This window comes from Streptomyces sp. NBC_00078, assembly GCF_026343335.1.
In the GTDB taxonomy this organism is placed as follows: Bacteria; Actinomycetota; Actinomycetes; order Streptomycetales; family Streptomycetaceae; genus Streptomyces.
Genome location: NZ_JAPELX010000001.1, coordinates 4,282,031 through 4,299,595, shown reverse-complemented (window position 1 = coordinate 4,299,595; position 17,565 = coordinate 4,282,031). Strand labels below are relative to the sequence as shown.

The 17,565-nt window shown below is 67.3% G+C and carries 8 protein-coding genes and 3 rRNA genes; 8 read left to right on the top strand and 3 right to left on the bottom strand.

What is annotated here, in order from left to right; all coding sequences use genetic code 11:
* Positions 1-311: 311 nt before the first annotated feature.
* Complete coding sequence (locus OOK07_RS20095; protein ID WP_266682238.1) at positions 312-2,396, top strand: asparagine synthase-related protein; 2,085 nt, start codon at positions 312-314, stop codon at positions 2,394-2,396.
* A 51-nt stretch (positions 2,397-2,447) separates the two neighbouring features.
* Here the strand turns inward: OOK07_RS20095 and OOK07_RS20090 are convergent, their stop codons facing one another.
* Complete coding sequence (locus OOK07_RS20090) at positions 2,448-4,412, bottom strand: sigma-70 family RNA polymerase sigma factor (protein WP_266797758.1); 1,965 nt, start codon at positions 4,410-4,412, stop codon at positions 2,448-2,450.
* A 334-nt stretch (positions 4,413-4,746) separates the two neighbouring features.
* Positions 4,747-5,514, bottom strand: a complete 768-nt coding sequence (locus OOK07_RS20085; protein ID WP_266682234.1) for a TetR/AcrR family transcriptional regulator — start codon at positions 5,512-5,514, stop codon at positions 4,747-4,749.
* A gap of 386 nt (positions 5,515-5,900) precedes the next feature.
* Here OOK07_RS20085 and OOK07_RS20080 point away from each other — a divergent pair, with 386 nt between their 5' ends.
* On the top strand, positions 5,901-7,268 hold the full coding sequence (locus OOK07_RS20080) for an NAD(P)/FAD-dependent oxidoreductase (protein ID WP_266682232.1): 1,368 nt from the start codon (positions 5,901-5,903) through the stop codon (positions 7,266-7,268).
* A gap of 232 nt (positions 7,269-7,500) precedes the next feature.
* Positions 7,501-9,153: an ATP-binding SpoIIE family protein phosphatase gene (locus OOK07_RS20075; RefSeq protein WP_266797757.1), complete on the top strand. Its 1,653-nt coding sequence runs from the start codon at positions 7,501-7,503 to the stop codon at positions 9,151-9,153.
* Positions 9,154-9,159: 6 nt separating this feature from the next.
* Here OOK07_RS20075 and OOK07_RS20070 read toward each other — a convergent pair whose 3' ends face one another.
* Positions 9,160-10,434 (bottom strand): MFS transporter, encoded by a 1,275-nt coding sequence (locus OOK07_RS20070; protein WP_266801988.1) that lies wholly within the window; start codon positions 10,432-10,434, stop codon positions 9,160-9,162.
* A gap of 140 nt (positions 10,435-10,574) precedes the next feature.
* Between OOK07_RS20070 and OOK07_RS20065 the strand changes: the two genes are divergently transcribed.
* The 5 genes from OOK07_RS20065 (at position 10,575) to OOK07_RS20045 (ending at position 17,565) form a co-directional block, all read left to right on the top strand.
* A complete protein-coding gene (locus OOK07_RS20065; protein WP_266682228.1) occupies positions 10,575-11,123 on the top strand; it encodes a MarR family winged helix-turn-helix transcriptional regulator in 549 nt (182 codons plus the stop codon).
* 645 nt (positions 11,124-11,768) lie between these two features.
* Positions 11,769-13,294: ribosomal RNA gene (locus OOK07_RS20060) — 16S ribosomal RNA — on the top strand.
* A gap of 315 nt (positions 13,295-13,609) precedes the next feature.
* Positions 13,610-16,726 (top strand): 23S ribosomal RNA (locus OOK07_RS20055).
* Between the two features lie 94 nt (positions 16,727-16,820).
* Positions 16,821-16,937 (top strand): 5S ribosomal RNA (gene rrf, locus OOK07_RS20050).
* The 16S, 23S and 5S rRNA genes sit together here, the layout of an rRNA operon.
* 70 nt (positions 16,938-17,007) lie before the next feature.
* The gene (locus OOK07_RS20045) at positions 17,008-17,565 is read left to right on the top strand and encodes a GNAT family N-acetyltransferase (RefSeq protein ID WP_266682226.1); all 558 of its coding nucleotides are present in this window, start codon (positions 17,008-17,010) and stop codon (positions 17,563-17,565) included.

Genomic DNA, 17,565 nt, shown 5'->3' with positions numbered 1-17,565 from the left:
CGGAGCGTGTGCACGCCTGTCTCCACCTCTCCGATTTGGCCGAAAACCGCCCCTCGGTCCGCCGGGTAATTACCGCTCCCACCATGGGACTTGAGGGCGCGAAGGACGTTTTCGGGGAGCGTTTCGGGGGCGCATTCGCGTCGCAGACGCCTTGCCGGGTACGGGTGTTCGCCCTCCAGGACGCTTGAGCGCCACGGCGCGTTCCAGGGGTCGTAAGCGGCTCCACCCTCCCTCCAGCGTGCGCCCTTCATGGCAGCATGGGGAACCAGTTCGTACGGTGCACTGGTTGTCCACAGCCTGTGGAGGCGTCGATGCGGTGGTTGGTGGGATGGAGCAGCACCGCCGCGGTGACTCCCGGGACGGGTACCGCGGGGGCCACCGGAAGCGACGGCGAGACCGTCCACCCGGTGGGTTCCCAGCTGCTGTGGGGTGACCCCGATCCGCTCTGGGCGGTCGGCGACTGGCGCCCCGACGAGGTGCGGGTGGTGATCGCCGACGCGCAGACCCGGATAGCGGTCCTGGGCACGTGCGGGGCGTCCGACGAGGAGCTGCGGGTCGGGCTGTTCGCCGCGCGCGGAGGCGCACTTCGTCACCTCACGGCCTGGCCTGGCAGCTACACCGCGGTCGTCAAGGCCGGCCGCCGGGTCACCGTCTGCGGCGACCTCGCGGGCGCCCGCCCGGTCTTCTACACCCCTTGGGCGGGCGGCACGGCCTACGCCACGGCGGCCCTCCCCCTCGCCGACCTCATCGAGGCCAACCTCGACTTCGGCCACCTCGCCGCGCTTCTCGCCGCCCCCGACGTACCGGCCGCGCTGCACGACTCCACGCCCTACGACGGCGTACGGCGCATCCCACCGGGGCACACCCTGATCCTGCGCGCCGGAGCGCGCGAGATCGCCGGCTACGACCCGGTCGCCTCCCTCGCGGTGGCGGCGCCGTCGGCCGACCCGGACAGTGCGGTCGACGCGGTGCGCGACGCACTGGTGGAGGCGGTACGCGCGCGCTTGTCCGCGCCCAGACATGTCCCGGGGGCCGACATAGACCCCGGCCCGGTGCCCGGGATGGGGCCGGCCGAGCGCCGCGCCGCGCGCGGGATGCCGGTCGCGGGCATCGGCGCGGACCTCTCCGGCGGGCCGGCCTCGGGCACGCTCGCCCTGCTCGCCGCCGGACTGCCCGGCATGCCGGGCACGGTCCTGGGCCACGGTACGGGCGCGGGCGAACGCCTGCTGGCGGTCACCTTCAACGATCTGGCGGTCGGCGGCCGGGAGGCCGAACTGCAGCGGGCGGGATCGCTCGCCGCCAACCCGCGCCTGCACCACGTGGTGGTGACCGGCGGCGAGGAGGCCCTGCCGTACGCCGAACTGGACGGCCCGCTGACCGACGAACCCGGCCCATCCCTGGTGACCGCCGCCCGCCACCGCGCCCGCCTCGCCTCGGGCAGCGCGGACCACTTCACGGGCTACGGCGCCCGCCAGGTCCTGGACGCCCACCCGGCCCGCCTGGCCGACCTCCTGATGGACCGCAAACGCCGCCACCTGGTCCGGCCCGTCGCGGCACTCGCGAAGGCGGACGGCTCGGTGATGGTCCCCGCGCGCGTGTACGGCGCGGCCAGGAAGCTGGCGCGGACGCCGTACAGGGAGGGCCTCGAACTGCTCGCCGAACGCCTCCTGCAGCGCCGTTTCGACGAGCCCGGGGGCGCCGTAGGTGCTTCCCTGGCCGCCCTCACCTGGGCCAGACCCGGCCCTGCGGCTCGCTGGCTCACCGGCGAGGCCCTCGCGGAAGTATCGGTTCGCCTGCAGGCGTCGACGAGCCGCTCGGGCGTGGGCCCGGGCCAGCGTCCCGGCGACTACCGCGCGCGTGCGGCCCTGGCCCGCCATGCCGCGGACCTCCGCATCCTGGAACAGGCAGCCGAGGTCCGCTCCCAGCGTCTGCACGCCCCCTTCCTCGACAACCAGGTCGTACGCGCCTGCCGAGTTCTCCCCGAGGCCCTGCGCGTCCAGCCGGGCGCGCGTGCCGCCATCCTGCGCACCGTCCTGGAGGGCGCGGGCGTCCGCGACCTCCCACCGGGCTGGGGCGCCCCCTCCCACGCCTCGGCAGCGGTGGCGGCCCGCACCGGCCTCCGCGTCGCCGCCGACTCCCTGATGGACCTGTTCGGGACACCACTGCTGGCGGAGGCGGGCCTGGTGGAGGCACGAGTCGTCCGCAAGGCCCTGCGCGCCGCCGCCGAAGGCGAACCCCTCCCGCTCGACGGCCTGGCGGACCTGGTCTCGCTGGAACTCTGGCTCCGCCGCCTCCTGGCCCGCCGAGGCACCTGCTGGACGGGCACCCCGGCCCGCCAGAGGGCGGTACCGGGGGGGATCACACCCAAGAGGGGGGCGCTGGCTTCGGGCGGGTGAGGAAACCCAGGCCGAATCTCAGCCCGTCGGGCGTTTGCCGACCGCGGTCCGCTACGAGCAGGTGAACCTCGAATCGGCCCAGTCCGCGAGCGTCACGGAGTCGAAGTCGGTGCGCGGCTCCACGACGAGCCGTACGCTCTTGCGCCCGGCCAGGTTCACATGGACCGGCACCGCCGGGTCGCCGCCCTGGATCGTCGCGGACTTCCACAGCCGGACGCCGTCGGCGTACACGGAGAAGGAGACCCTCCCCAGCCCCAGGGTCAGATCGTCGATGCCGACCATGGCGTCGTAGGCGGAGCAGGTGCGGTTGAGGTCGACAGCGACGGAGGACCGGCCGTGCACGGTCACGCCGTGGGCGTAGGTCTTGCCGGCGATCGACAGGCCGTACCGCTGCCACACCCAGCTGCTCCCGCCGAGCCGCATCTCGGGTCGCGTGCCGTCGCCCGTGATGTCGTAGGCCAGCTCGCTCCACTGGTAGACGACCGGCGCGGGCGGGGGAGGCGGGGCCGGTGTGGGGGTGGGCTTCGGGGTCGGCTTCGGCCTGGGGGTCGGGGTGGGAGCCGGAGTCGGTGTGGGCTTCGGCCGGGGTGTGGGGGTCGGGGCCGGCTTCGGCGTGACGGCCCTTACGGGCACGATCACCGGCTGCTTCGGCGCGGGATGCGTCTTCGCGGGCGTCGGCGTCGGCGTCGGCTTCGGCGACTCCGGGCGGACGGCCGGTGTCGAGGCGGGGGCCTTGGCGTCCGGCTTCCTGGCCGGGGTGTCGCTCCCCGACAGCGCGAGGGCCACCGCCACGCCCGCCGCGACGACGACACCGGCGGCGATACCGGCCTTCGCGGGCGCCCCCAGTCCCTCGGAGACCGCCGCGCCACCGGCACCCGCCCCGCCGGACGAGCTGCCGCTCGCGGCCGCGGCAGCCCCCGCGGCACTTGCTCCGGTGCCGCCGGCGATGAGAGCGGCCACCTTGGCGTACCCGGCGGCACCGAACCAGCCGATGACCGCGACCGGCACGACGCCGGGGATGCCGTTGGCGACTTCCTTGATCTGGCCCGCGGCCAGCCGGCACTTGGCGCACTCCTCCAGGTGCTTGCGCAGCCCCCGCTCGGCCCGTGTGCGCAGTCCGCCGCGGGTGTAGGCGCCGAGCCGGTCGGCGAAGCGCGCGCACTCCTCGTCGCCGGCGAGCGTGGCGCTGACGTGGGCCTGGAGGTAGGCCTGTTTGAGGCCCTCACGGGCGCGACTGGCCAGCACCCGCGTGCCGTTGGCGTCCAGCCCGAAGAGCGTGGCGACCTCGCTCGGCGACTCGTCCTCGACCTCGGTGTGCCACAGCACGGCCTGCCAGCGCTCCGGCAGCGACAGGAAGGCCTGCATGGCCATGGACTGCTCGGCCTCGTGCATCGCGCGCACATCGGCCCCGAGGTCCAGACCCGCTCCGAAGGAGCCGAGGGACGCGGTGTCGGCGGTCGTTTCGGAGGATCGCGCCGCCTGCGCGGCGAACACCGCGAAGTCGTCGACCAGTTGCTCCCGCTTGGCGGACTTCGTCCAGCTCGCGGCCACGCGCCGGACGGTGGTGAGCAGATAGGCGCGTACGGACTGCTCGGGGCCGTGGCCGCCGCGCACCGCCTGGAGCATCCGGGCGAAGACCTCGGCCGTGAGGTCGTCAGCGGTGTGGGCGTCGCGGCAGCAGGTGCGGGCATACCGGCGCACCGCGCCCGCGTGGCGCCGGTACAGCTCCTCGTAGGCGGTGTCGTCGCCGGAGCGCATCCGCACGATCAGCTCGGCGTCGGACGGGGGCAGATCCCGGGGCGGCGGCAGTACGCCGTCCTCCCGGCGATCGCGCTGTGCCGGGACAGTGCCCTCGACGGGCTCGACCGGTTCGCCGCCCTGCTGCGGGACGACGGTCTCGGCGCGGCCGCCGCCCCGCGGGACGCCCGCCCGTCCTCCCTGACTCGGCACCTGCGGCGGACCGCCGGCCTCCGAGTCGCCGTCGCCCGGCGACTCGTCCCGCCCGTCAAAGCTCATCGCGGAAAGCCCCCGCTGCCTGCCCAACCAGTCCCGAACACCGGGTCAGAGTGCCATATTGGCTTTTGTTCAGGACCTCGCAGTGCGGACCATCCACTCGTCCGTGGGGACTTGTCGTGCGGTAGTACTAGCCATCGCTCATTCGGGGAAGGCTCAATTACGGCTCACCGCACGGAAGTTGAGCCGCGTGCCGGAAATGTCCCGCGCATTCCCGGCTTCCGATGCATTCCCGGCGTCCGGCGTGTTCCCGGCGCTTCCCGGCTCACGCCGGGCGCGCGCCGCGCAGCGCCCACGCCCCACGACGGTGGCCGGTCCGCCCGCGGGCACGGACCACTCAGGCCGGCCGCGAGCGCAACCCCTCCAGCAGGATGTCCAGCAGCCGTGCCGAGGCCGCCGCCTGCTGTGCCGCGTCCGGAAGCGAGGGCGCCGCCGTCGCGATGACCAGCAGTACGTCCGACACCGACACGTCGGGCCGCAGCTGACCGGCCGCGCGCGCCCGCTCGACGAGCTGGCCCACGACCTCCAGCAGCGCCGCCGCGCCCGTGTCGTCGTCCGCCGAGATGCCCGGTACTCCGTCGGCGACCAGACGCAGCTCCCCGGAACCCGGCTGCGTCCGCTGCTGCGGCACCCGGGCCTCGTCGAACACCGTGCCGTCGGCCTGCTCGCCGGAGACCGGGACGCGCAGCACCTGCGGCGGCAGCAGCCGTCCGGCGCCCGAGGCCACCGACGTCCGCAGGAAGCGCGAGAGCGCCGACCACGGCTCGTCCTCCTGGCCGAGAGCCGAGCGGGCCTGGTCGGTCAGCCGCGAGGTCTCCTCCTCGGCTATTCGCCGCACCAGGACGTCCTTGCTCGGGAACCGCCGGTACACGGTGCCCACACCCACCCGCGCCCGCCGTGCCACATCCTCCATCGGCGCGCCGTACCCCAGCTCGCCGAAGACCTCCCGCGCCGCGCGCAGGACGTGCTCCAGATTGCGCTGTGCGTCCACGCGCAGCGGAGTCGTACGCGAGGTGTCCCCGCGTCCGTTGCTCGTCGCCGCGCTCACGATGCCGCCCGATGTCAGTGCTGACGCGGACGACCAATGAGAGTCCTGAACATGCATAAGTGTTCCCCCGGTAATGACGTCTCCCCCCGGAGACTCTCCCCGCCATTCAATGGTTGCCAGGGCGTGGGAACAGGCCCGGTTCACCGGCCCCTCTGTCGCGGACACGATGAGCGATGAGCGCATCCCCCTACACCCCGTCGACACACGAACATAGTTGAGCGAGGGTCAATTCAGAAGGGGCAGGTTCCGCACGGAGCGCCCCCCGATCGGAGTACGGGTCGCTTACGTCCCGATTCCATCACCCAAGGTCACCGGGCACACAGCCGCTGACCTGCAATCCTTCCGAACACTCGGGCAATTCGGCCAACCCTGGGCGTCCTGGGCACGCGGTCACTCAAATTGTCGGGGCTGTGGACAAACTCCGGCGCCGGGTGCGTCATGGGATGGTGAAGCAACGTGCGCGCATTCTCGTTGTCGGCGGCGGCTACGTCGGGATGTACACGGCCCTGCGCCTGCAGCGGACGCTGAAACAGGAACTCAGGCGGGGCCAGGTCGAGATCACAGTCGTCACTCCCGACCCGTACATGACCTATCAGCCATTCCTTCCCGAAGCGGCGGCCGGCGCCATTTCCCCCCGCCATGTCGTCGTACCGCTGCGCCGCGTCCTGGACCAGTGCCATGTCGTCATCGGCGAGGTCCGGTCGATCGACCACGCCAAGCGCACCGCCGTCCTCACCACCCTCGCCACCGAGGAGGAGGGCGCGGGCCCGGAGCAGCTGACGTACGACGAACTCGTCCTGGCCCCCGGCTCGATCTCGCGCACCCTCCCGATCCCCGGTCTCGCCGACCACGGCATCGGTTTCAAGTCGGTCGAGGAGGCCATCGGCCTGCGCAACCACGTCATCGAGCAGATGGACATCGCCTCCTCCACCCGCGACCCCGAGATCCGCGACGCGGCGCTGACCTTCGTCTTCGTCGGCGGCGGGTTCGCCGGGGTCGAGGCGCTCGGCGAACTCGAGGACATGGCGCGCTACGCGGCCCGCTACTACCACAACATCCAGCCCGAGGACATGAAGTGGATCCTCGTGGAGGCCTCGGACCGCATCCTGCCCGAGGTCGGCGAGGAGATGGGCCGCTACACGGTCACCGAGCTGCGCCGCCGCAACGTCGACGTACGCCTGCACACGCGCCTGGAGTCCTGCGCGGACCGGGTCGCCGTCCTCAGCGACGGCGCCCGCCTCCCGACCCGGACGGTCGTCTGGACGGCCGGCGTGAAACCCAGCCCGCTCCTCGCCGCCACCGACCTCCCGCTCACCGGACGGGGCCGGCTGAAATGCACTCCCCAGCTGACGATCGACGGCGCCACGCACGCGTGGGCGGCAGGAGACGCGGCAGCCGTCCCCGACGTCACCGCCGACGAACCCGGCACGGAGACGGCCCCGAACGCCCAGCACGCCGTCCGTCAGGCCAAGCTCCTCGCCGACAACATCGCCCACGCCCTGCGCGACGAGCCCCTGAAGACGTACTCCCACAAATACGTCGGCTCGGTCGCCTCCCTCGGCCTCCACAAGGGCGTCGCCCACGTCTACGGGCGCAAGCTGAAGGGCTACCCTGCCTGGTTCATGCACCGCGTCTACCACCTCAGCAGGGTGCCCACCTTCAACCGCAAGGCCCGTGTCCTTGCCGAATGGACGCTGTCGGGACTCTTCAAGCGGGAGATCGTCTCACTCGGCTCGCTCGAACATCCCCGAGCGGAGTTCGAACTCGCGGCCGGTGGAAAGCCTCCTACCGACCCGAAGGGGTCGTCCTGACCGAACCGAGGAACTCCACCGACCGGGTAGGCGTCTGACGGATGTCGCCCCGGTAGGCCACACTGCCTAACTGATCCCCGCCCCCAGGGTGAGCAGAAGCTCGCTCTCGAACCCAAGAGGCTCTCCCCACCGTGCTGCATCCCGGGGGCATCACGCCCCAGCCTTCCGGCCGGGTCCGGAGTCGGCCGAAGACGCCGAAGACGCCGAAGACGACGACACGAGGCAAGGATTCGTGAACTTCACGCGCTGGAGCGCCCGGCTCCCCGGAACGCAGCGCCGCGCCGCAGCGCGGACCGATCACACGGTCGCCCCCGACCGGCCGGCCGAGACCGCGAGCTCCGTCCCCGCGGCCCGCGCCGAACAGCTCACCGACGAGCCCGCACCCGTACCCGCCGTCGACGCACTCCCCGTCCGCGAGGTCCTGGACCGCGTCCCGGCTCTCGTGGCCCTGGTCCACGGCCCGGACCACCGCGTCGCCTACGTCAACGACGCCTATGTGGGCGCCTTCGGCCTGCGCCCGCTCGGCGAACCCACCCGCGAGTCCCTCCCGGAACTCGACGAACTGGGCCTGCTCCCGCTCCTCGACCAGGTCCTGCGCAGCCGCAAGCCCCGCACCCTCAAGTCCCGCAAGGCCTCCGACGGCCGCTCCTACACGTTCACCTGCACCCCGGTCACCGAGGGCGACCACGCGGGCGTGCTCGTCTTCGCGACGGACGTCACCGACCATGCCGAAGCCGCCGAACGCCTCCGCGCCAGCGAGCGGCAGCAGCGCGAAACGGCCGTCACGCTCCAGCATTCGCTGCTCCCTCAGGAGCTGGAGGAACCCGACGACCTGCGTATCGCCGCCACCTACCAGCCCGGTGGCACGGAAGCGGCGGTCGGCGGCGACTGGTACGACGTCATCACCCTCGGCGGCGGCCGCACGGCCCTGGTCATCGGCGATGTCATGGGCAGAGGCGTCCGGGCCGCAGCCGTCATGGGCCAGCTGCGCACGGCGGTCCGCGCGTACGCCCGCCTCGACCTCCCCCCGCACGAGGTCCTCCAGCTCCTCGACGGCCTCGCCATCGAGATCGACGCCAACCAGATCGCCACGTGCGTGTACGCCATCCACGACCCGAACGAGGGCCGCCTCGTGTACGCCTCCGCCGGACACCTCCCGATCCTCGTCCGGGACGAGAGCGGAGCGGTCCAGCGCGCCGACGAACCGACCGGCCCGCCGCTCGGTACCGGCGGCTGGATGCACACATCGGGCTCGATCCCCCTGAGCCCCGGCTCCACGGCGGTGCTCTACACGGACGGCCTGGTGGAACGCAGGAACGAGGACCTCGACGAGGGCATCGCATCCCTGGCCCGAGCCCTGTCGGGCGCGACCGGCACGCCCCAGGTCGTCTGCGACCGCCTGGTCCGCTCCGCGGGCGTCACGGCGGACCACGACGACGACGTCGCCGTCCTCGTTCTCCAGCACCCGGCCCGCACCGGCCCGGACAGCGACCTGTTCCGCAACGCGGCCCTGGAGCTCCTCGGCGGCATCGAAGCGGCCCCACGCGCGCGTGCGTTCGCCTCCGGCGTGCTGACGAGCTGGCGCTTCCCGGCGGACCTGCACGACCTGGGGGTCCTCGCCGCCAGCGAACTGGTCGCCAACTCCCTCCAGCACGGCACCCCGCCCATGCGCCTGCGCCTGCGCCGCACCGACCGCCGCCTGATCGTCGAGGTGACCGACGGCGACGACCACCTCCCCCGCCGTCGCCGCGCGGAACCGGCCGACGAATCCGGCAGAGGCATCGCGATCGTGGCGACGATCGCCTCGAACTGGGGCTCCCGCCGCACACCGGGCGGCGGAAAGGCGGTCTGGTGCGAGTTCGTTCTCCCGAAGACCTCCGGCTGACCGGCCCTACGGCTGCGCGGCCACCGACTCCGCGGACGCCCCGCCCCGCGCAACCACCCGGCTCCGGCCCATCCACGGCCGGTCCTGTACGGCGGTGAGCTGCCGACCCAGCCGTACGGCGAGGTAGGTGATCCCCAGCGAGAACAACAGGAAGGTCACGATGTACGGCGCCTGCAGCGAGGCCCCCATCGGCCCACCGACCGCCGGCCCGACGGCCAGCGCGAGCTGCTTCACCAGGGCGAAAGCGGAGTTGTACTGCCCGGCCATCCCACTCGGCGCAAGATCGGCGACCAGCGGAGCGACGGTCGGCGACAGCATCGCCTCACCGAGCCCGAACAGGGCGTACGTCGACACGAACGCAGCCGTCGCCATCTCCTGGCTGCCGTGCCCGAGCCCGGCGTATCCCGCCACGACCCACGCGACGGCCCAGATCAGCCCCACGGCCGCGATCACACGGGACCGCCGGCGCCGCTCGACGAACTTCAGAACGGCGAACTGCGCGACGACGATCATCAGCGTGTTGGCGGCCAGCGCCGTACCCAGCGCAGACGTCGAGATCCCGGCGGCCTCGACCCCGTACGCACTCAGCCCCGACTCGAACTGCCCGTAGCAGGCGAAGAACAGCACGAAGCCCAGCACACACAGCTGCACCATGGCCCGATTGCCGAGCAGCTGCTTCCAGCCGCCCCGTCCCGACAGAGCCGGTACGTCCTCGATCCGCGGGGAGTGCGGCATGCGCACCGTCGTCATCACGACCGCCAGCAGCAGGAACATCGCCGCCTCGATCGCGAACAGCAGCGTGAAGGAGGAAACGCGCGAGGTGTCGACCAGATGACCACCGATGAGCCCGCCGACACCCAGCCCGAGGTTCTGCAGGAAGAACTGCATCGCGAAGGCACGCGAGCGCGTGTCGGCCGTGGAGCAGTCCACGATCATCGTCGCGAGCGCCGGCTGCATCACGGCCTGCCCGGCCCCGAGGGCCGCCGCCGACAGCAGCACGGTCGCCGCGCTGCTCGCCAGCCCCAGGCTCAGCGCTCCCAGCGCGGCGGTGACCAGAGCGGCGAGCAGGACCGGTAGCGGACCGCGCCGGACGATGGCCCGCCCGGCGAACGGCAGCACGATCAGCGCGGCCACGGCGAAGACGGCGAGGACGAGCCCCGCCGTCATGGCCCCCAGCCCTCGTACCTGCGCCACATAGACGTACAGGTACGGGACGGTGAAGCCGAGCCCGAACGCGCTGAGTGCGTTACCCACATGGATCCGGCGCATCGCTGCGCCCATCGCCCTGGTCACGTTCACCTCTCTCAGATAGTTGGAGTACCTCAGTACTTAGCACCGAAGACTTCAAAGCTAAAGTTCGAAGGTAAACAGTACATCCAGAAGAACTTCAATGCCAACGAGCCCCGTGCGATACTGCGCACATGGCCCAGACCCCCGGCGTCGCGGAGCCGACCCTCGAAGAGCAGATCGCCGCGTACCAGCGCGAGTTCCGGGACCTGGACCCGCAGGTCGAGAAGATCGTCTCGGCACTCTCCCGGCTGAACCGCCGCATGAACGTCGCCTACGGCCGCCAGACCGCCGCCCTCGGCATCAGTAACGCCGAGTGGGAGGTCCTCAAGGCCCTCGTCCTCTCCGGCGCCCCTTACCGCCTGGGCCCGAGCGACCTCGCCAAGCGCCTCGGGCTGACGCCGGCCGCGATGACCCACCGGATCGACCGCATGGTCGCCGAGGGCCTGGCGACCCGAGAGCGCGACGAGTCCAACCGTGTGCGCGTGATCGTGGAACTGACCGCGGAGGGCCGCGAGAAGTGGCTCGAGGCGATGCGCCTCGCCACGGTGTTCGAGGAGGACCTCCTCCAGGACCTGTCCCAGGAGGAGCGCACCGCCCTCGGCGAGGTACTCACCCGCCTCCTGCGCAGGGTGGAGCACGCCCAGCCGGACGCGGGCGGACGTCTCACCGACCTGGACTGAGGCGGAGAGAAAAGATCTTGACAGGGGGCAGTTGACAGCCCCCTGGGGGACGCGTAAAGTTCTTCGGGTTGCCACGGGGCCGTAACGGTTCTGCGACAGCACCTCCGCCGCACGAGCGGCACCTCAAATCATCAGCACAACCTCCCAACGGGATTGATTTCGGCATGCCGAAATTCAATTCGGTTTGGGGCGGGCGGCCCGATTAGGAACCGCCCAAGGAATCCGCTAAGGTTTGAGACGTCGGAACGGCCCAACGGCCGTGAGGACAAGCCCGCTGACTGGGAGTCAGGCCCGAAAGGATCTGATAGAGTCGGGACCGCCGGAAAGGGAAACGCGAAAGCGGGATCCTGGAAAGCGCCGAGGAAATCGGATCGGGAAACGGTCTGATAGAGTCGGAAACGCAAGACCGAAGGGAAGCGCCCGGAGGAAAGCCCGAGAGGGTGAGTACAAAGGAAGCGTCCGTTCCTTGAGAACTCAACAGCGTGCCAAAAATCAACGCCAGATATGTTGATACCCCGTCCGCCGGACTTGTTCCGGTGGTCGAGGTTCCTTTGAAGTAAAACACAGCGAGGACGCTGTGAACGGCTGGGCTTATTCCGCCCGGCTGTTCCGCTCTCGTGGTGTCATCCCGATGACGGGAGAACATTCACGGAGAGTTTGATCCTGGCTCAGGACGAACGCTGGCGGCGTGCTTAACACATGCAAGTCGAACGATGAAGCCCTTCGGGGTGGATTAGTGGCGAACGGGTGAGTAACACGTGGGCAATCTGCCCTTCACTCTGGGACAAGCCCTGGAAACGGGGTCTAATACCGGATATCACTGTCACTCGCATGGGTGGTGGTTGAAAGCTCCGGCGGTGAAGGATGAGCCCGCGGCCTATCAGCTTGTTGGTGAGGTAATGGCTCACCAAGGCGACGACGGGTAGCCGGCCTGAGAGGGCGACCGGCCACACTGGGACTGAGACACGGCCCAGACTCCTACGGGAGGCAGCAGTGGGGAATATTGCACAATGGGCGAAAGCCTGATGCAGCGACGCCGCGTGAGGGATGACGGCCTTCGGGTTGTAAACCTCTTTCAGCAGGGAAGAAGCGAAAGTGACGGTACCTGCAGAAGAAGCGCCGGCTAACTACGTGCCAGCAGCCGCGGTAATACGTAGGGCGCAAGCGTTGTCCGGAATTATTGGGCGTAAAGAGCTCGTAGGCGGCTTGTCACGTCGGGTGTGAAAGCCCGGGGCTTAACCCCGGGTCTGCATTCGATACGGGCTAGCTAGAGTGTGGTAGGGGAGATCGGAATTCCTGGTGTAGCGGTGAAATGCGCAGATATCAGGAGGAACACCGGTGGCGAAGGCGGATCTCTGGGCCATTACTGACGCTGAGGAGCGAAAGCGTGGGGAGCGAACAGGATTAGATACCCTGGTAGTCCACGCCGTAAACGGTGGGAACTAGGTGTTGGCGACATTCCACGTCGTCGGTGCCGCAGCTAACGCATTAAGTTCCCCGCCTGGGGAGTACGGCCGCAAGGCTAAAACTCAAAGGAATTGACGGGGGCCCGCACAAGCAGCGGAGCATGTGGCTTAATTCGACGCAACGCGAAGAACCTTACCAAGGCTTGACATACGCCGGAAAGCATCAGAGATGGTGCCCCCCTTGTGGTCGGTGTACAGGTGGTGCATGGCTGTCGTCAGCTCGTGTCGTGAGATGTTGGGTTAAGTCCCGCAACGAGCGCAACCCTTGTCCTGTGTTGCCAGCATGCCCTTCGGGGTGATGGGGACTCACAGGAGACCGCCGGGGTCAACTCGGAGGAAGGTGGGGACGACGTCAAGTCATCATGCCCCTTATGTCTTGGGCTGCACACGTGCTACAATGGCCGGTACAATGAGCTGCGATACCGTGAGGTGGAGCGAATCTCAAAAAGCCGGTCTCAGTTCGGATTGGGGTCTGCAACTCGACCCCATGAAGTCGGAGTTGCTAGTAATCGCAGATCAGCATTGCTGCGGTGAATACGTTCCCGGGCCTTGTACACACCGCCCGTCACGTCACGAAAGTCGGTAACACCCGAAGCCGGTGGCCCAACCCCTTGTGGGAGGGAGCTGTCGAAGGTGGGACTGGCGATTGGGACGAAGTCGTAACAAGGTAGCCGTACCGGAAGGTGCGGCTGGATCACCTCCTTTCTAAGGAGCACTTCTTACCGATCCCTCCGGGGTGAGGTCAGAGGCCAGTTCATCGGCGAACGTCCGGTGCTGGTTGCTCATGGGTGGAACGTTGATTATTCGGCATCTTCGGTCATCTCAGGCTGTGAGTACTGCTCTTCGGGGCGTGGAAAGCTGATCATGGGTGGTGGGGGTGCCGGGCACGCTGTTGGGTGTCTGAGGGCATGGCCGTGATGGTCTGTCTTCGGTGCCGGCCCCAGTGCACTCGGACTTAGGTTCGGGGTGGTGGGTGGCTGGTCGTTGTTTGAGAACTGCACAGTGGACGCGAGCATCTGTGGCCAAGTTTTTAAGGGCGCACGGTGGATGCCTTGGCACCAGGAACCGATGAAGGACGTGGGAGGCCACGATAGGCCCCGGGGAGTCGTCAACCAGGCTTTGATCCGGGGGTGTCCGAATGGGGAAACCCGGCAGTCGTCATGGGCTGTCACCCTTGCCTGAACACATAGGGCAAGTGGAGGGAACGCGGGGAAGTGAAACATCTCAGTACCCGCAGGAAGAGAAAACAACCGTGATTCCGGGAGTAGTGGCGAGCGAAACCGGATGAGGCCAAACCGTATGCGTGTGAGACCCGGCAGGGGTTGCGTATACGGGGTTGTGGGATCTCTCTTTTGCGGTCTGCCGGCCGTGAGACGAGTCAGAAACCGTTGATGTAGGCGAAGGACATGCGAAAGGTCCGGCGTAGAGGGTAAGACCCCCGTAGTCGAAACGTCAACGGCTCGTTTGAGAGACACCCAAGTAGCACGGGGCCCGAGAAATCCCGTGTGAATCTGGCGGGACCACCCGTTAAGCCTAAATATTCCCTGGTGACCGATAGCGGATAGTACCGTGAGGGAATGGTGAAAAGTACCGCGGGAGCGGAGTGAAATAGTACCTGAAACCGTGTGCCTACAAGCCGTGGGAGCGTCGGAATGTGCTTGCACATTCTCGTGACTGCGTGCCTTTTGAAGAATGAGCCTGCGAGTTTGCGGTGTGTTGCGAGGTTAACCCGGGTGGGGAAGCCGTAGCGAAAGCGAGTCCGAATAGGGCGGTATAGTAGCGCGCTCAAGACCCGAAGCGGAGTGATCTAGCCATGGGCAGGTTGAAGCGGAGGTAAGACTTCGTGGAGGACCGAACCCACCAGGGTTGAAAACCTGGGGGATGACCTGTGGTTAGGGGTGAAAGGCCAATCAAACTCCGTGATAGCTGGTTCTCCCCGAAATGCATTTAGGTGCAGCGTCGTGTGTTTCTTGCCGGAGGTAGAGCACTGGATAGGCGATGGGCCCTACCGGGTTACTGACCTTAGCCAAACTCCGAATGCCGGTAAGTGAGAGCGCGGCAGTGAGACTGTGGGGGATAAGCTCCATGGTCGAGAGGGAAACAGCCCAGAGCATCGACTAAGGCCCCTAAGCGTACGCTAAGTGGGAAAGGATGTGGAGTCGCACAGACAACCAGGAGGTTGGCTTAGAAGCAGCCACCCTTGAAAGAGTGCGTAATAGCTCACTGGTCTAGTGATTCCGCGCCGACAATGTAGCGGGGCTCAAGCGTACCGCCGAAGTCGTGTCATTGCAGCAATACTCCCAACGGAGGCTGTGATGGGTAGGGGAGCGTCGTGTGCCGGGTGAAGCCGCGCCGGAAGGCAGTGGTGGACGGTTCACGAGTGAGAATGCAGGCATGAGTAGCGATTCACACGTGAGAAACGTGTGCGCCGATTGACTAAGGGTTCCTGGGTCAAGCTGATCTGCCCAGGGTAAGTCGGGACCTAAGGCGAGGCCGACAGGCGTAGTCGATGGATAACCGGTTGATATTCCGGTACCCGCTGTGAAGCGTCAAACATTGAATCAGGCGATGCTAAGTCCGTGAAGCCGTTCCGGACCCTTCGGGGAATGGAAAGTGGTGGAGCCGATAGACCAGACTTGTAGTAGGTGAGTGATGGGGTGACGCAGGAAGGTAGTCCAGCCCGGGCGGTGGTTGTCCCGGGGTAAGGGTGTAGGCCGTGCGGTAGGTAAATCCGTCGCACATGGGGCTGAGACCTGATGCCGAGCCGATTGTGGTGAAGTGGATGATCCTATGCTGTCGAGAAAAGCCTCTAGCGAGTTTCATGGCGGCCCGTACCCTAAACCGACTCAGGTGGTCAGGTAGAGAATACCGAGGCGTTCGGGTGAACTATGGTTAAGGAACTCGGCAAAATGCCCCCGTAACTTCGGGAGAAGGGGGCCATCACTGGTGATTGGATTTACTCCATGAGCTGGGGGTGGCCGCAGAGACCAGCGAGAAGCGACTGTTTACTAAAAACACAGGTCCGTGCGAAGCCGTAAGGCGATGTATACGGACTGACGCCTGCCCGGTGCTGGAACGTTAAGGGGACCGGTTAGTGCGCTTTCGGGCGTGCGAAGCTGAGAACTTAAGCGCCAGTAAACGGCGGTGGTAACTATAACCATCCTAAGGTAGCGAAATTCCTTGTCGGGTAAGTTCCGACCTGCACGAATGGCGTAACGACTTCTCGACTGTCTCAACCATAGGCCCGGTGAAATTGCACTACGAGTAAAGATGCTCGTTTCGCGCAGCAGGACGGAAAGACCCCGGGACCTTTACTACAGTTTGATATTGGTGTTCGGTTCGGCTTGTGTAGGATAGCTGGGAGACTGTGAACTCTGGACGCCAGTTCAGGGGGAGTCGTCGTTGAAATACCAGTCTGGTCGTGCTGGATGTCTAACCTGGGTCCGTGATCCGGATCAGGGACAGTGTCTGATGGGTAGTTTAACTGGGGCGGTTGCCTCCTAAAGAGTAACGGAGGCGCCCAAAGGTTCCCTCAGCCTGGTTGGCAATCAGGTGTTGAGTGTAAGTGCACAAGGGAGCTTGACTGTGAGACCGACGGGTCGAGCAGGGACGAAAGTCGGGACTAGTGATCCGGCGGTGGCTTGTGGAAGCGCCGTCGCTCAACGGATAAAAGGTACCCCGGGGATAACAGGCTGATCTTCCCCAAGAGTCCATATCGACGGGATGGTTTGGCACCTCGATGTCGGCTCGTCGCATCCTGGGGCTGGAGTCGGTCCCAAGGGTTGGGCTGTTCGCCCATTAAAGCGGTACGCGAGCTGGGTTTAGAACGTCGTGAGACAGTTCGGTCCCTATCCGCTGCGCGCGCAGGAATATTGAGAAGGGCTGTCCCTAGTACGAGAGGACCGGGACGGACGAACCTCTGGTGTGCCAGTTGTTCTGCCAAGGGCATGGCTGGTTGGCTACGTTCGGGAGGGATAACCGCTGAAAGCATCTAAGCGGGAAGCCTGCTTCGAGATGAGTATTCCCACCCACTTGATGGGGTAAGGCTCCCAGTAGACGACTGGGTTGATAGGCCGGATCTGGAAGCCCAGTAATGGGTGGAGGTGACCGGTACTAATAGGCCGAGGGCTTGTCCTCAGTTGCTCGCGTCCACTGTGTTGGTTCTGAAACCACGAACAGCCCCGTTACCGGTGATAGTGATGGTGTGGCAGGTTCGACAGTTTCATAGTGTTTCGGTGGTTATAGCGTGAGGGAAACGCCCGGTTACATTCCGAACCCGGAAGCTAAGCCTTACAGCGCCGATGGTACTGCAGGGGGGACCCTGTGGGAGAGTAGGACGCCGCCGAACAATCATTGGGAAAACCCCCGGCCGGGGATACCGGTACGGGGGTTTTCTGCGTTCGGTTACCGTGTCTGACATGACCTACAAGATCCGTCCCGTACGTGCCGATGAATGGGTTGAGGCGAAGGCGCTGCGGCTTGCCGCGCTGCAGGATCCGGCCGCGCATCTCGCCTTCCTGGAGACCTACGAGGAGGCGCTGGCTCACCCTGATTCCTTCTGGCGGGAACGTACGGCCGGCGGTGCCGAGGGCGCCTTGGGTACACAGCAGTTCATTGCCGAGGGGCCGGACGGTGAGTGGGTGGGGACCCTGACCGTGCTGATCGAGGAGCCCGGGGCGACGGACTGGGCCGGCTTTCCGATCGAGCGGAAGCAGGGCCATGTCGTCGGGGTGTTCATACGGCCCGAGCTCCGGGGGATCGGCCTGACCGAGGTGCTCTTCGACGCCGGCCTGGAGTGGGCGTGGGCCCGGGGCGTCGAGCGGGTGCGATTGATCGTGCACGAGGACAACGGGCGGGCTCAGGCGTTCTACCGCAGGGCGGGGTTCATGCCCAGCGGGCGGACCGTGCCGCTGGCGAAGAGCGCCGGTGAGCGGGAGCTGGAGCTGGAGTTCGTGCTTGAGCGCGACGCAAGCTGA

Coding starts and splice junctions, on each gene's coding strand:
- OOK07_RS20095 (WP_266682238.1), top strand. CDS start 312: ATGCGGTGGTTGGTGGGATGGAGCAGCACCGCCGCGGTGACTCCCGGG.
- OOK07_RS20090 (WP_266797758.1), bottom strand. CDS start 4,412: ATGAGCTTTGACGGGCGGGACGAGTCGCCGGGCGACGGCGACTCGGAG.
- OOK07_RS20085 (WP_266682234.1), bottom strand. CDS start 5,514: ATGCATGTTCAGGACTCTCATTGGTCGTCCGCGTCAGCACTGACATCG.
- OOK07_RS20080 (WP_266682232.1), top strand. CDS start 5,901: ATGGTGAAGCAACGTGCGCGCATTCTCGTTGTCGGCGGCGGCTACGTC.
- OOK07_RS20070 (WP_266801988.1), bottom strand. CDS start 10,434: ATGGGCGCAGCGATGCGCCGGATCCATGTGGGTAACGCACTCAGCGCG.
- OOK07_RS20065 (WP_266682228.1), top strand. CDS start 10,575: ATGGCCCAGACCCCCGGCGTCGCGGAGCCGACCCTCGAAGAGCAGATC.
- OOK07_RS20045 (WP_266682226.1), top strand. CDS start 17,008: ATGACCTACAAGATCCGTCCCGTACGTGCCGATGAATGGGTTGAGGCG.